The sequence below is a fragment of the Sorangium sp. So ce327 genome (genome assembly GCF_051530205.1).
Classification (GTDB): Bacteria; Myxococcota_A; Polyangia; order Polyangiales; family Polyangiaceae; genus Sorangium; species Sorangium cellulosum_B.
The window spans coordinates 10,797,308-10,810,607 of sequence record NZ_CP150330.1 but is presented as its reverse complement, the minus strand read 5'-3'; the positions used below and the strand labels follow the sequence as shown (position 1 = coordinate 10,810,607).

14 protein-coding genes are annotated in these 13,300 nt (G+C 71.0%); 6 read left to right on the top strand and 8 right to left on the bottom strand.

What is annotated here, in order from left to right:
* The first annotated feature begins 74 nt into the window (after positions 1-74).
* Entirely contained in the window at positions 75-680 is a 606-nt protein-coding gene (locus WME95_RS40485; RefSeq protein ID WP_437904606.1) for a Uma2 family endonuclease, read from the top strand.
* A gap of 145 nt (positions 681-825) precedes the next feature.
* Here the strand turns inward: WME95_RS40485 and WME95_RS40480 are convergent, their stop codons facing one another.
* From WME95_RS40480 to WME95_RS40470, 3 genes are all read right to left on the bottom strand, one after another.
* Positions 826-1,584: an NAD-dependent deacylase gene (locus tag WME95_RS40480; RefSeq protein WP_437904605.1), complete on the bottom strand. Its 759-nt coding sequence runs from the start codon at positions 1,582-1,584 to the stop codon at positions 826-828.
* 178 nt (positions 1,585-1,762) lie between these two features.
* A complete protein-coding gene (locus WME95_RS40475) occupies positions 1,763-2,125 on the bottom strand; it encodes a GFA family protein (RefSeq protein WP_437904604.1) in 363 nt (120 codons plus the stop codon).
* 240 nt (positions 2,126-2,365) lie between these two features.
* Positions 2,366-3,133 (bottom strand): SDR family NAD(P)-dependent oxidoreductase, encoded by a 768-nt coding sequence (locus WME95_RS40470; RefSeq protein WP_437904603.1) that lies wholly within the window; start codon positions 3,131-3,133, stop codon positions 2,366-2,368.
* A 91-nt stretch (positions 3,134-3,224) separates the two neighbouring features.
* Here WME95_RS40470 and WME95_RS40465 point away from each other — a divergent pair, with 91 nt between their 5' ends.
* Positions 3,225-4,178 carry an ABC transporter substrate-binding protein gene (locus WME95_RS40465; RefSeq protein WP_437904602.1) on the top strand — a complete coding sequence of 318 codons (954 nt, stop codon included), beginning with the start codon at positions 3,225-3,227 and terminating at the stop codon, positions 4,176-4,178.
* A gap of 38 nt (positions 4,179-4,216) precedes the next feature.
* On the opposite strand, the gene WME95_RS40460 is transcribed toward WME95_RS40465, so the two are convergent.
* Positions 4,217-5,056 (bottom strand): hypothetical protein, encoded by an 840-nt coding sequence (locus tag WME95_RS40460; RefSeq protein WP_437904601.1) that lies wholly within the window; start codon positions 5,054-5,056, stop codon positions 4,217-4,219.
* Positions 5,057-5,195: 139 nt separating this feature from the next.
* Between WME95_RS40460 and WME95_RS40455 the strand changes: the two genes are divergently transcribed.
* Positions 5,196-5,609 (top strand): hypothetical protein, encoded by a 414-nt coding sequence (locus tag WME95_RS40455; protein ID WP_437904600.1) that lies wholly within the window; start codon positions 5,196-5,198, stop codon positions 5,607-5,609.
* Between the two features lie 67 nt (positions 5,610-5,676).
* Here the strand turns inward: WME95_RS40455 and WME95_RS40450 are convergent, their stop codons facing one another.
* From WME95_RS40450 to WME95_RS40440, 3 genes are all read right to left on the bottom strand, one after another.
* Entirely contained in the window at positions 5,677-6,861 is a 1,185-nt protein-coding gene (locus WME95_RS40450) for an aldo/keto reductase (RefSeq protein WP_437904599.1), read from the bottom strand.
* A 30-nt stretch (positions 6,862-6,891) separates the two neighbouring features.
* A complete protein-coding gene (locus tag WME95_RS40445) occupies positions 6,892-8,172 on the bottom strand; it encodes a putative metal-binding motif-containing protein (RefSeq protein ID WP_437904598.1) in 1,281 nt (426 codons plus the stop codon).
* Between the two features lie 259 nt (positions 8,173-8,431).
* Complete coding sequence (locus WME95_RS40440) at positions 8,432-8,893, bottom strand: PIN domain-containing protein (protein ID WP_437904597.1); 462 nt, start codon at positions 8,891-8,893, stop codon at positions 8,432-8,434.
* A 239-nt stretch (positions 8,894-9,132) separates the two neighbouring features.
* Between WME95_RS40440 and WME95_RS40435 the strand changes: the two genes are divergently transcribed.
* The 3 genes from WME95_RS40435 (at position 9,133) to WME95_RS40425 (ending at position 11,675) form a co-directional block, all read left to right on the top strand.
* Positions 9,133-10,527, top strand: coding sequence for a hypothetical protein (locus WME95_RS40435; protein WP_437904596.1), 1,395 nt, complete (start codon positions 9,133-9,135; stop codon positions 10,525-10,527).
* 162 nt (positions 10,528-10,689) lie between these two features.
* Positions 10,690-11,247 (top strand): hypothetical protein, encoded by a 558-nt coding sequence (locus tag WME95_RS40430; RefSeq protein WP_437545418.1) that lies wholly within the window; start codon positions 10,690-10,692, stop codon positions 11,245-11,247.
* A gap of 119 nt (positions 11,248-11,366) precedes the next feature.
* On the top strand, positions 11,367-11,675 hold the full coding sequence (locus WME95_RS40425) for a hypothetical protein (protein WP_437904595.1): 309 nt from the start codon (positions 11,367-11,369) through the stop codon (positions 11,673-11,675).
* Positions 11,676-11,729: 54 nt separating this feature from the next.
* Here WME95_RS40425 and WME95_RS40420 read toward each other — a convergent pair whose 3' ends face one another.
* Positions 11,730-13,127, bottom strand: a complete 1,398-nt coding sequence (locus WME95_RS40420; protein WP_437904594.1) for a cytochrome-c peroxidase — start codon at positions 13,125-13,127, stop codon at positions 11,730-11,732.
* Positions 13,128-13,300 lie beyond the last annotated feature (173 nt).

The window sequence follows — 13,300 nt, the reverse complement described above, 5'->3', positions numbered from 1 at the left end:
GCTCGCCGCTGTGCGGGCGGCCAGGGAGCAGGGCGGCGCCGTGGGGTGGAAGCGTGCTATCCTCACAAGCCGTGATGGCTGGCGCCGCCGTTGCTCGGGACAGCTCGGACCGCCTCAGCGATGAGGCGTGGCTGGAGCTCGCCGAGGACGAGCCGGGCGAGCTCGTCGGCGGCGTGCTCGTGGAGGAAGAGGTGCCGGACTGGATCCACGAGACCGCCGTCATGTGGCTCATCCGGGTGCTCGGCGCGTGGGCGGCGGCCCGCGGCGGCTTCGTGGCCGGCTCGGAGCTCAAGTACCTCCTCTGCAAGGGCAGCGGGCGCAAGCCGGACGTCTCCATGGTGCTGCCCGGGCAGAGGCCCCCGCCGCGGCGCGGGCCCATGCGGCGCCCGCCGGACGTGATGATCGAGGTGGTCTCGCCGCGGCCGCGCGATGTCCACCGCGACCGCATCGAGAAGCTGCGCGAGTATGCGGCGTTCGGCGTGCGCTGGTACTGGCTGCTCGATCCGGCGACGAGGATGCTGGAGATCTACGAGCTCGGCCCGGACGGGCGCTACGTGTGGGCGCAGGGGGCCGCGAGCGGGCGCGTCGAGGCGGTGCCAGGGTGCGACGGGCTGGTGGTCGACCTGGATGAGCTCTGGGGCGAGCTCGACCGGCTGGGGGACGAGGAGCCGGCCGAGTGACCTCAGCCACCGGCCGGGTCGTTCCACGAACCAGGGACGAGTTCGGGCGAAACATCGACTCGACGGGCAATCCCAGCTGAACAATGCGGCCCTTGCCGTCGCCTGGTGGCAGGCCGAGCAGCTGCCATGCAGCGCGCGGAAAAGGTCAGCTGGCGGGCTCGATGCGGGACAGAATCCCCTCCAGCGCCTCGACAGCGAGCATCGGGAGCCGCACCGAAACGGCGGAGGAGATCGCGGTGAGCGCCGGGTTGATCTCGATGGTCGGAATCCCGGAGTGCGCGGCCTCCAGGACCGGCCTCGTGATGTAGGGGAACAGGCTCGATGTCCCGATCGAGACGACCACGTCGAAGCCCCGCGCGAGCTCCCGCCGGAGGATCTCGACCTTCTCCAGGGGGAGCATCTCCCCGAAGAGGACGACATCGGGCCTGAGCACCGCGGCGCATGCCGGGCAGCGCGGGCACGGGGCGAGCTCCGCGTAATCGTCGACGTGCGCCTCGTAGGGGCAGCGCGTGCAGAGGATGCGGTGGAGATCTCCGTGGATGTCGATGACGTTCGTGGAGCCTGCGCCGCGGTGAAACCCGTCGACGTTCTGGGTGAGCACCCAGCAGCGCGCGAGGCGGCGCTCGATCCGGGCGATCGCCGCGTGCGCTGCGTTGAGCCGCGCGCCGCGGCACGCGCGCTCGATCTGGTGGACGTACTTCCACGTGACCTCGGGGCGCCGCTGGAACATCTCGCCCGAGAGCGCCTCCTCGATGGCGAGCCCCTCGTCGGTCGCCTTCTCGCCGTAGAGCCCTCCGATCCCGCGGTAGGTGGGGATGCCAGAGGCCGCGGAGACCCCCGCGCCGGTGATGAAGAGGGCTGAGCGGGCCGAGGCCAGGAGCGCGCTTGCTCGTTCGATCGACATCGGGCGCCCAGTCTACCCGTGTCGCCCGGGCTCGCGCCTGCGGATTGGCCAGGGGCGCGAGCGGGGGGTGCGCGAGCGCGGGCGCGGGGCCGGCGGTGGTCGGCCGCGGCACCGCCCTCCGGCCCGTGGCCCGGTGCGCTGGCCGCGGCCGCCGCGGACCCGGCCAGCCGGGGCGCGACTACAGGCTCTTCCCGTCGACTTTCATGGTCTTGAGCGCGTCGATATCGACGTCGTCCAGACAGCGGACGTTGATGGCGCACATCTCCTGTCCGTTGGGAGCGACTCCCCGCGCGAACGACTCGACGCCGCAGACCGAGCAGAACACATGGTGAATGACCTTCTTGTTGAACTGATAGTCGGTGAGAACGTCGCCGCCCTGCTTGAGCGTGAGCTGGTCCACCGGCGCGAAGGCCAGCATCGCGCCCAGCTTCGAACAGCGCGAGCAGTTGCACATGATCACGGGACTGCTCAGGTCCACCTTGACCTCGTAGCGAACCTTCCCGCAGTGACAGCCACCTGTATAGGTCTTGAGCTCCGTCATGCGCGCATGGTGCCACAAGGAGCTGGCCGCGTGACGCAAAAATGCGATGTGTCGTGGCGGGCCACGCGGGTTACGCGGGTCACGCGGGCTACGTATGCGCAAAAGATGTTCCGCGCCGAGGCATCGCAGCGGCAGGTCGCCGGCGCCGGTCTCGGCCGCGCTGCATTGCATTCTGTCGGAAACTTTTCTCGGCTCAGGCTGTCCAACGACGCCGCTTCTCGGCGAAAGGCCGTGCCCCGCCTACTGCTCCTCGTAGTTCCACGTCAGCCCGCCATCGACGAAGTACGTCGAGCCGGTCACGTAATCGGCGTCTGCCGAGGCGAGGAACACGGCGAGCCCGGCCACGTCCTCCGGCTTTCCCAGGCGGCCCAGCGGGATCTGCTCGAGCAGCGCGCTCAGCTTGTCGCGATCCTTGAGCAGAGCGGCGTTGATCTCCGTCTCGATCGCGCCCGGCGCGATGGCATTCACGGTGATCCCGGTGCTGCGCAGCTCCACGGCGAGCGTGCGCGTGAGCATGCGGACACCGCCCTTGCTGGCGCAGTACGACGCGAAGTGGGGAAACGGGAGATCCTCGTGGACCGAGCTGATGTTGATGATCTTGCCGGGCCGCCCCGCCTCGCGCAGGTGACGGACCATCGCCTGGCTCCCGAAGAACACCGCTTTGAGGTTGGTGTTCATGACCGCATCGTAGTCCTCCTCGGTCACCTCCCAGAACGGCGCTCGCTTCTCCAGCCCGGCATTGTTGACCAGCACGTCCAGCCGGCCGAAGCGCTCGATGGCCTCCTGGATGAGCCCCTGCACGCTCTGGACGGAGGCGACGTCGACGGCGAACAGATGACCTCGCCTTCCTGCGGCCTCGACCTCTGCGAGGGCTTCCTCGGCGCCCTCTTTGCTTTTGTGGTACGTGAGCGCCACGTCGGCGCCTTCCCGGGCGAACCGGACAGCGATGCTGCGGCCGATGCCCCGGCTGCTCCCTGTGACCAGCGCGATCTTGCCTTGCAGTCTCATGGGGACCTCCTGTCTTCACGAGCATTGTGTCCACCACGAGCCGTGTGCGCATCGCGCCCCACGTGGATCGCAAGGAGATAGAATACCGCGCATGCGCATCGCCTCCCTGCTGCCGTCCGCGACCGAGATCGTCTGCGCGCTGGGCGCGCAGAGCGAGCTCGTCGGTGTCTCTCACGAGTGCGACTTCCCCGAGGGCCTGACCGGCCTCCCGGTGCTCACGCGCCCCCGGCTCAGGCCGGCGCGCTCCAGCCGGGAGATCGACGCCGCGGTCCGCGACGTCCTCCGGGACGCGCTCGCGGTCTACGACATCGACATGGACGCCCTCCGGGAGGCGCGGCCGGACGTGATCGTGACGCAGGACCTCTGCGACGTCTGCGCGGTCTCGTTCGATGACGTCCGCGCGGCCGTCGCCCGCCTTGCGCGGCAGGACGTGCGCATCATCAACCTGCACCCGACGCGGCTCGACGACATCTGGGCCGACATTCGCCGCGTCGCGGAGGGGATCGGCCGCGCGGCGGGCGGCGAGGCGCTCGTCGAGCGGCTGCGCGCGCGCGTCGCCGCCGTCGCCGCGCGCGCGGCCGTGGCGCCGGGCAGGCCGCGCGTGCTCGCGGTCGAGTGGATCGAGCCTGTCATGATCGGCGGCACGTGGATGCCGGAGCTCATCACCCTCGCGGGCGGGGAACCCCTCGTGACGCGACCCGGCGAGCACGCGCCCACGCTCTCGCCGGCTGCGCTCGCCGCGCTCGATCCCGACGTGGTGATGATCAAGCCGTGCGGCTTCACCCTCGAGCGCACGCTCGATGAACTCGAGCTCCTCCCCCGTGTGCTGCCCTGGGGGACGTACCGGGCCGTGGCGCAGGGCCGCGTGTACCTTGCTGACGGCAACGCGTTCTTCAATCGCCCTGGTCCCCGCATCGTGGAGTCGCTCGAGATCCTCGCGGCCTGCGCTCATCCGGCCCTGTTCGCCGACGCGCGCCGCGCGCATGCCCGGTCGGTGGTGCGGATCGACGCGGAGCTCCGGCGGCACGCCTTCGAAGACGAGTGACCCCGGAGCGCGACGCCTGCGGCTGCTCTACCGTGTTTCTATCGTGTGGCTCGACCGGCCGCCCTGGACGCCGGCGGGCGCGCCGCTTGCCGCGCCGAGTCGAGCTCCTTGCGGAGCGCCGCGAGCTCACGCTCGAGGGCGGCGATCTGCTTCTGCTGCATCTGGATCGCTGCCACGGCCATGCTCGTGTACCCGTACAGGTCGACGTGGTCGCCGTCGCTCGCGACCGCCGGGCTCGCCGGATTGTCGTCGATGATGAACCCGAGACGCTCGCGGCCGTGCTCGCCCTCGTGGTTGTAACGCCAGGTCGCGAGCGGCGTGGCGACGAGCTCATCGCGCACGCGCGCGAGCTCGGTCTCCTGCAGGTACTGGATATCGTGCTTGTACCGGGCGCGGGATCTCGGGCAACCCTCCGGCCGCTGCCTCGGATCGTCGCTCGTGCAGAGCAGCTGGGCGTTGCAATCGTTCGCGGGATCGCACGTCGCGTCCGGCGCGGCGCACGGCTCCCCCTCCTTCTCGTCGGTGCATGGCTTCACCCCGTCGCGGGGCCGGTGCCCGCTGCATACCGGATCGCCGCACGTGAGATACCACCTCAGCTCCTCCGCCCCGCCGCCGGTGCCAGCGCCTGCGCCGCCGCTGCCATCCCCCGTACCGCCGGTGCCGGCGCCCGCTCCGCCGCTGCCATCCCCCGCGCCGCCGGTGCCGGCGCCCGCTCCGCCGGTGCCAGCGCCCGAGCCGCCGGTGCCAGCGCCCGCGCCGCCGCTGCCCGCGTTCGCACCGCCGCTTCCGCTGTCCCCTCCGCCCGAATTGCAGCCCGCCGCTGCGGCGAACGCGAGCGCGCAGAGGAGCGCCATCGTCCCTGTACCGTGAATGCGCATGAGAGACCTCCTTGGAACGACTGTCCCTGACCCACCAGGGAGGATGTCGAACAAGGGCAGGAGGCGGCAAGAACCGTGCGCTGTCCGCCGTCTCCGCTTTCGCAGCGCGGGGGTTCGCTCCTCGGGTACCCTGGGCGGCATGTCTCCACGTCCCGCGCTGGCGTCTTTCGCTCTCGTGACGGGCATCGTGCTGCTCCTGGGCGGCACCGCGCACGCGGCCTGCGTCCTTGCCGGCGTCGCGAAGAAGGGCGATATTCCGCACGCGGATCGGGCTGCTCATCTCGCCTTCATCAGCCTCGCCCAGTGGACCGCAGGCGCGCTCGATGTGCTCGCCGCCCGCGGGCTGCGGCGAGGCGAGCCGTGGACGCGCGGGCCGCTGACGATCTCGGGGCTCCTCGTGATCGGCTGGGCAGGCGTAGCGCTTCCGCTGCTCCTCGATGCCTCGCTGACATTGCGGGCGATGCTCGCCCTCTACGCGGCAGCGCACCTCGGCATGCTGGTGGCTCTGTGGGGCTGGCGAGGAGCCCGCCTGGACGTCTGCGCGCCTCCGTGACCGACAGCGGCGCGCGCCCGGCTCACCCGCCGAGGCGCCGCTCGCCGGGCCGGCGCGAGGCCCAGACTCAGTGTTTGCCGAGGCGCCTCACCTCTTGCCCTGCGAGCAGCGCGTGCGCCTCCGCCAGCACCTCGGGGATGCGGTGCCGCTGCGGCGCGCCCGCGAGGGCCTGCGCGAGGTCGAGCTCCCGCACGCGATCGGCGCGGTTCCCAGGGAACCAGTGGTCGCCGCTGCCGAGGAGGTTGTACCGCATCTTGCCGTAAGCCGTCATGTCGAGCGCGCGGGCGAAGTTGTACAGCCGCAGGATCTCGCGGATGTTGACGTGCCCGGGGACGGCTTCCCAGTCGGGGAGGCCGACGTGCCATGTGTCGCGCCACGCGCGGCCGAGCACCCGCTCGAGCTCTTCGTCGATCCTGCGCAGGATCGGCGCCAGCGCGGCCTGCGCGGCGCCCTCGCGGTCGAGCAGCGGCAAGACCTTCATGTGCTCGTCGAAGTCGGACGGGCGCGCCGCCCCGACGCTGATCGTGTGGACCTCGGGGCGAGCGAGGCAGAAGAGGTCGTTGAACACGATGGGCGAGAGCGGGTCGCAGAGCCGCACGAGCTTGTCGCTCGGCTCGTACAGCTTGCCCCCCTTGTCGGTGGGGCTGATGATGAAGACCCCCATGTCCTGCTCTGCCGCAGCCTGGATGGCAGGCCAGGCGAGCTGATTCACGTAGTACCAGTGCAGGTTGACGTAATCGCAGCGGCCGTCCTGCACCATGGCGGTGATCACGCGCGGCGCCGCGTGCGTCGAGAACCCCACCGCGCGCACGCGGCCTTGCCGCTTCAGCTCGAGCGCGGCGTCCAGGCAGCCACCTTTGCGCAGCGACCACGAGAGGCGCGTCTCGTCGTTGACGCCGTGGAGGGCGAACAGGTCGACGTGATCGAGGCGGAGGAGCTTCATCGACCGCTCGAACGTCGCAAGGAACTTCGCTGGATCCGCCTCGGGGCTGACCTTCGTCTGGACGATGAGCCGCTCGCGCGGCAGCGTCGGCAGGATCTTCCCGAGCTGCTCCTCGCTCGTGCCGTACCCTCGCGCGGTCTCGATATGATAGATGCCGAGCTCGAGCGCCCGCTCGATGCACGCCTCGAGGTTGCGCTGGCTCGCGGGCGAGACGGGGTCCTTGTCGTTCCAGGATTGCTGGTACCGCATCCCTCCGCACGAAAGGACAGGCATCTTGATCTCGGTGCGACCGAAGCGGCGGTAGAGCATGCGTGCTGACCTCAGGCCTGGAAGGAAGGCTTACCGTAAGGTGCCACTCTTCCAGAGGCGCCGCAACGCGAGGAGGGCGAACGGCGAGGCGAGCGTCAGCAGCCGCCACGGAGACCCGCCGCGGTGGTCGCCGGCGTCGACGGCGCAACCGCCGCTGTCCGCTCCTCCCTCGTCCGGCGCGCCGCCGCCCGCGGATCCCGCGGAGGCAACGGCGCCGCCGGCGCTTCCCGCGCTTGCCGCGCTGCCAGCGCTCACGGCCGTGCCGGCGCCCGTCCCGCTGCTGCACGTGCCGCTCGGGCAGCCCTCGCCGGGCGCGCAGAGGCCTGGGTCCTCGTCGACCTCGCCGTCGCAGTCGTCGTCGAGCGCGTTGCACACCTCGGCGCTCGGCTCACCGGGCGTGCACGACCCGGGGGCGCACGCGGTCGCTTCGCGCGCGCACATCCCGACGCCGCACACCTCCCGCACGCCCTCGTCGATGCGGCCATCGCAGTCGTCGTCGGCGAGATTGCATGTCTCGGTCGCGTCCGGGTGGACGTCAGGGGACCTGTCGTTGCAGTCGTTGGAGCTCGGCGCGTACCCCTCGGGGGGGCACTTCGCCGTGACCGTCGCGCCGAAGAACGAGCCATAGCCGTCGCCGTCGGCGTCTTCATACTGCGTGGTGATCTCGAGCTCCTCGTCGATCTCTCCATCGCAGTCGTCGTCGGTCTCGTTGCAGGCTTCATCCTGATCGGGATGGATGTTGACGCTGTAGTCGTCGCAATCGCCGCCTCGCTCGGCGTGATCGGCCGGCCGGGTGCAATCGACCCTGGGCACGCTGGAGTCGCCGTATCCGTCGGCGTCGCGATCGAGGTAATACGTCGTCCCGGCGCATCCGTAGGCAAACGCCGTGTCGGCGGACGAAGCGCCGTCTCCGCGCGGGCCGTTGTCGCCGTTGGCCGCGAGGGCCCACACCCGGACGACGACCCCGCCCGGCGCGCCCGGCGCGATCCACTGCGCGTCGAAGCGGACGGCCCCGCCGCTCGCCCGCTTCGGCGCGTCGTGGACGAGCTGGTGCTCGTCGATGAGCTTGGTGCCTTGACCGTTGATGGGCGAGAGCCGACCTGTCTCGGTGAGGAGATAGATGCCCCCGGCGTTGATGTTGGCAGACCGGATCTGCACCTGCAGAGTCACCGTCTCGCCGGCCGCCGGGTTCTTGGGGCTATAGTCGATGGTGATATCTGGCTCCGCGCCGCCGGTGTGGCAGCCGTTGCACCCCTCCACCGCGAGCCCGGCGCGGCGGGCGTGGGCCTGCGGCGCAGCCAGGGTGGTCAAGAGGGCCAAGCTCACCGGGAGGACCGGTGAAATAAGCGATGTACTTCGCATGCGCCTCGCCGCGCAGCCCAGGCTCGCGAGCTCCGCGCGCTCCGCTGCGACGCTCAGGGATAGCTGCCCTCGCCGGGTGCGACAAGTGCATTTGCACGGAGTGTAAACTTGCGCCGTGACCATCCAGAGATGCTGTTTTTCGACGTTTCTCGGACGGCGGTTGTCGCAAAGCGCGTCGCGAAGTGCATTCGCCGCTCGCTGCGGCGCGTTATCCGGATTCGAGCCGAACGTGCTGCGGCCTTGTCACATCGCAGACGACACCGTGGTACTTGAGGAGCCCTTCGTCGAGCGTCACCACGGTCGCATCCGCGCGGCGGGCGGCCCACAGATACACGAGGTCGGTCGCGTTGGCGAAGGGCCTGCGGCCGCGCATGCGCCTCGTCAGCTGGTCGAGGAACTCCGTGATGGCGCCGGCGTCCTCGGGCGCGACCAGCTCGATCTCGAGGCCTCCCAGCGGGCTCGCGGCCGCGGGCGCGGCCCGCCGCGACATCGCGAGCCGTTGCTCGGCGACGTACACCTCCAGCCATAGCTCGGGCGGCGCGAGCACGCGCGCCGCGCCCGCGGCCACGGCGGCGCGAGCGCGCTCGAGAAAGGCGTGCGCGTCCGCGTGCCCGGGCTCTTGGGGCTTCATCGAGGCGATGGCGACGGAGCTATCGAGAACGATCCGCATGAGGCCTCCTCGGGACGGACGCACCATCGCACCGCTCCAGATCTGCCCGGCGGTCCGGGTGCTTTGGTGACATCGAGACCCGGTATCCAGGGCCGCGGCCGGAGGGAAGGTCCACCGGCAGCATCGGCCGATGCCGCGTGGAGGACGGCAGGGCGATGGCACATGCTGGCACGGCGCTGCTCTCCCGGCGGCCGGAAACACGTGTGTTTGCCCGGTACATGCCTTGCTTGTCGCCGTCCATGCGAAACTTCCTGCTTCGAATCCTGGTCGCATCCCAGTGGGGCGCGAGCCTTGCGCTGGTGTCGGGCTGCGGCACGCACATCGAGTCCGGCTCCAGCTCGAGCTCGCCTGAAGGCGCGACGTCGGGGCCGGGCTCCAGCTCGAGCTCGACGGCAGGCGCGACATCGGGGCCGAGCTCGAGCTCGACGGCAGGCGCGACATCGGGGGCCGGCGGAGGCGGCGAGGTCGATCCTCCCGACGCCTCTGCGCCGCTCGATCCCTATCCGGATCCGACCTGCGTCGGGCCGTTTCATGACGGCGGGTATTACGGCCAGTGTTGCTACGAGGTGCACTGCACGGCGCCGGTCGGCGGCGCCTGCCCTGCGGCCTCCGAGGCCGCGCCGCACCTCGATGACCTGCCGCCCGGCTCGGGGACGTGTACATGCAGCGCCGAGGGCGAGGGCGCGGCCGGGTGGATCCAGGGCCCCTACGCGAACCGGACGGCGTCGGATCCGGCGAGCTGCTGCTACCTCGTCGGTTCCATCTCCTGTGAAGGGCGCCCCCTCCTGGTCCGGGGCGAGCCCCGCGTCGCGCCGCTCGCGCGCGCCCCGAGCGCGTGGTCGCAGACCGACGTGCGGCGCTTCGAGCGCGCGCTCGCCGACACCGATCTGAGCGCGCTCGCGCCCGCGGAGCGCCGCGAGCTCGCCCGGCGCTGGGCCGAGCGTGGCCAGAACGAGCACGCCTCGGTCGCCTCCTTCGGCCGCTTCGCGCTCGCGCTGATGGCGCAGGGCGCGCCTCCCCAGCTGCTCGAAGCGGCGCACCGCGCGGCGCTCGACGAGGTGCGGCACGCGCGCCTCGCGCTCGCGATCGCCTCGGCGTACGCGGGGGAGCCGGTGGGCGTCGGCCCGCTGCCGCTGCACGGCGCGCTCGACGACCTCGGCTCGCTCGAGGCCCTCACCCTGGCGACCGTCGTGGAGGGCTGTGTCGGAGAGACCCTCTCGGCCATCGAAGCGGAGGTCGCCGCGCAGGCGGCGGAGCCGCCGGCGGTGCGCATGGCGCTCCAGGCGATCGCGCGCGACGAGGCCCGCCACGCGGAGCTCGCCTGGGCGTTCGTCCGCTGGGCCGTCACGACGGGCGGCGCGCGCCTTCGAGAGCGCGTCGCCGCGGCCTTCGCGCGCGCGCTCGACCAGGTGGGCAGCGGAGCGCCGGGCATGGCGGACCGCGATCTCCCGACCTCCCACGGGTTCCTCGCCGAAGGCGAGCTCCACCGGCTGCGGCAGCAGGCCGTGGCCGACGTGCTCCGCCCCGCCGCCGCCGCGCTCGTCGACGAGCGTGGTTCGTCCGCAGGACGAGAGTTCAGCGGCGCTCGCGGGAATGCCGTGCTGCGCGGCGGCCCGGCGTACCTCTCGACGTGACCTGGCGCCCGGCAAACGCCGTTCTCGTCGGGGTCGCGCCGGGCCCGACCTCGCCGTCGCAGGCGCGCTGCCGAGGCGGCGCGCCTGCGACGGCCTGGTTCCTGGCGCGCAGTCAAGCCCTGGGCACGATCTTGCTTGTGCGTCGCGGCGAGGTGGAACGACATGGCTACACTCTCGACGTCTGCATGGGTGCTGCATGAGCTCGGTCTGGCCGCGGGGTTCGGTGGCCCCCTCTTTGGCCGGCTGGCGTTGCGCCAGGCGGTCAAGGACATCCATTCCGAGGCCGAGCGGGGCAAGGTGCTCTCTGACGCGTGGCAGCGGTACAACCTCGTCAGCGCGATCTCGCTCGGCACCGCCGCGGCCACCTGGTTCATCGGGCGGACGGTGATCTCGGGGCGATCAATCGACCGTGAGACCCGCGATCTGGTGCGCTTGAAGGACATCCTCCTGGGCGCGACGCTCGCCACGAGCGTCGCCAGCATGCTGGGCGGACAGCAGATGCGCGAAGAGGCGCCCGACGGCGGGGTGCCCCTCCTCAAGGAGGGTGAAGCGCCGGCGCCGCGCCCGCCCGCGAAGGCCGCGGCGCTGCACCGGCTCCTCGGCGTCATGGGGCCGCTCAACATCGCCCTCACGGCGGGGGTGATCGGCGTGACCACGGTCCTCGCCATGAAGTCCGGTCGTTCGGCGAAGTGGAGCCTCCTCTCCCGGCTGCTGCCTTGAGCTGCGCCCTCCCGGGAGCGGTCGCCGCAGAGAGCCGGCGCGCCGCCCTCGGTGCTGCCCACTGGCGCCGACCTGGGCCGCGCCGGCGCGCGGCGTCGCGCTCGTGATACGGTGGGCCGATGAAGGTGATGACAATCCTGGTGATCGCCCTCGTCGCCCTGGGCTGCGGCGACGAGCACGGCGAGGAGGGGTGCCCCGAGCTCTGCGAGCGAGCCGTGGAGTGCCCGGGGGACGCCGCGACGGAGCAGAGCTGCCTCGCGATGTGCAGCGCCGATACGGAGGCCGCCGAGGAGGCCGGTTGTCACGACGCGTGGGAGTCGTACCTGGAGTGTCGCAACCACGCCGAGGACAACTGCGATCCCGCGAAGTACGACGAGGAGTGCAGCATCCAGAAGGAATCGCTCAGCAGCTGCCTGGACCGCAGCTGAGCCGGGGTGCCGGCGGGCGCTCGACCGCGTGAGCGCCGCCCGCCCGGCCCGCGGCTACTCGAAGCGGTGGACCTCGCGCCCGCTCGGGAGCTCCTCCGGGATGAGCGCCTCGAGCCGCTCCGGCGTCGCGCGCGGGTCGAGCAGCGCCTCTCCCACGAAGGCGCAGAGCCAGCTGATCTCCTCCTCCGTGAGGTCGATCGGCTCCTGCAGCAGCGGGTCGACGGCGGCGAGGACCGGCGCGAGCGGGCCCATCTCACCCCGCAGATCGCGATCGAGGTGCTTGTTCGTGTACTCCGTGGCCGACGTGGTGACGTCGAGGTGGTGGCGGATGGCGCCTTCCAGCGACGTGAACGAGCCGTTGTGGAAGAACGTGGGCTGGAGGGCGACGTTGCGCAGCGGCGAGGTCCTGAACTTGTACCGATCGGCCGGATCGCCCGTGACCTGCTCCAGGCCGAAGTCCTCATCGGCGTTCGGGCCGTCGAAGACCACGTTCGAGTATGCCGGATCGTCGGTCGGCGCGATCTGCGGCACGCCGATCGCGTGCTGCTGGAAGTCGCTGAACATCTCGTTCGACTCCCCCGACACCGCGTGGCACCTGACGCACCCCGCCTCGCCGAAGAAGAGCAGCGCGCCGCGCTTCTGCTCCAGCGTCATCGCGTGCCGGCGGCCGCGGGCGAACCTGTCGATGGGCGCGTCGGCGAACGTGAGCGACATCTCGAACTCGGCGATGGCGGCCGCGATCATCTCGTAGGTGACGTCGTCCCCTCGCTTCACCGCCCGGAAGCTCTTGGCGAACCGCTTCCGGTACGCCTTCACGTCGTTCACGCGCTCCGCGACCTCCTCCCGCACGACATCGTGCGATGACGGCGCCTCGTACCCGGTCATCTCCGTGATCTCGGTCGGCGGGATGAAGGCCTGGGCGTTGAGCAGGTGCGGCAGGGAAGAGAGCGACATCCCCTCCGGCGCGGTGAACGAGAACCCCTGGCTGTTGTCGAAGGGGTCGCCGGACACGGCGAAGAACCGAGAGTTCCACATCAGCGTGGGATAGAAGGCCGTGTTGATGATGGTGGGCGTGCGGCGCTGGTTGCGCGGCCCGGTGCGGCGCGGCCCGACGACGCCGTTGTTGTCGATGCCGATGGCGATCGACTGCGTGTCGGCGAAGCCCGCGGTCGGCGCGTGGCAGCCCGAGCACGAGTTGTCGTCGTTCAGGCCGAGGAGGCTGTCGAAGAAGAGGTCACGCCCGAGCTTCGCGAGCTTCTTGTCGAGCTTCCGCCCGAGCCGCGACTCCAGCGTCGACTCGATCTCTCCGGTGAACCCGTGTCGTGCGAGCACCTTGGCGAGCCGCTCATCGACGGAAGAGCCCTTGGCGCGCGCCGGCCGCGCCAGGACGAGCGTGAGGACGAGAAAGGCCGTCAGGGCGGCGAGCGCGCGCCCGAGGGATCGCAGGGTCATGGTGCCTCCAGGTCCCCCGGCGGGGGAGGCGCACATCGGGGTGCGCGCTTGAGATCAACCAGTCCTGCCCAGATCCTGACCGAGCGGCGGTGAATGGGATGATGGGAATCTAATGCCGTGAGCTTTCGGTCGGCAAGACAAATGAGACAAATATTCCATGATTCAAAGGGCTT

Coding starts and splice junctions, on each gene's coding strand:
- WME95_RS40485 (WP_437904606.1), top strand. CDS start 75: ATGGCTGGCGCCGCCGTTGCTCGGGACAGCTCGGACCGCCTCAGCGAT.
- WME95_RS40480 (WP_437904605.1), bottom strand. CDS start 1,584: ATGTCGATCGAACGAGCAAGCGCGCTCCTGGCCTCGGCCCGCTCAGCC.
- WME95_RS40475 (WP_437904604.1), bottom strand. CDS start 2,125: ATGACGGAGCTCAAGACCTATACAGGTGGCTGTCACTGCGGGAAGGTT.
- WME95_RS40470 (WP_437904603.1), bottom strand. CDS start 3,133: ATGAGACTGCAAGGCAAGATCGCGCTGGTCACAGGGAGCAGCCGGGGC.
- WME95_RS40465 (WP_437904602.1), top strand. CDS start 3,225: ATGCGCATCGCCTCCCTGCTGCCGTCCGCGACCGAGATCGTCTGCGCG.
- WME95_RS40460 (WP_437904601.1), bottom strand. CDS start 5,056: ATGCGCATTCACGGTACAGGGACGATGGCGCTCCTCTGCGCGCTCGCG.
- WME95_RS40455 (WP_437904600.1), top strand. CDS start 5,196: ATGTCTCCACGTCCCGCGCTGGCGTCTTTCGCTCTCGTGACGGGCATC.
- WME95_RS40450 (WP_437904599.1), bottom strand. CDS start 6,861: ATGCTCTACCGCCGCTTCGGTCGCACCGAGATCAAGATGCCTGTCCTT.
- WME95_RS40440 (WP_437904597.1), bottom strand. CDS start 8,893: ATGCGGATCGTTCTCGATAGCTCCGTCGCCATCGCCTCGATGAAGCCC.
- WME95_RS40435 (WP_437904596.1), top strand. CDS start 9,133: ATGCGAAACTTCCTGCTTCGAATCCTGGTCGCATCCCAGTGGGGCGCG.
- WME95_RS40430 (WP_437545418.1), top strand. CDS start 10,690: ATGGCTACACTCTCGACGTCTGCATGGGTGCTGCATGAGCTCGGTCTG.
- WME95_RS40425 (WP_437904595.1), top strand. CDS start 11,367: ATGAAGGTGATGACAATCCTGGTGATCGCCCTCGTCGCCCTGGGCTGC.
- WME95_RS40420 (WP_437904594.1), bottom strand. CDS start 13,127: ATGACCCTGCGATCCCTCGGGCGCGCGCTCGCCGCCCTGACGGCCTTT.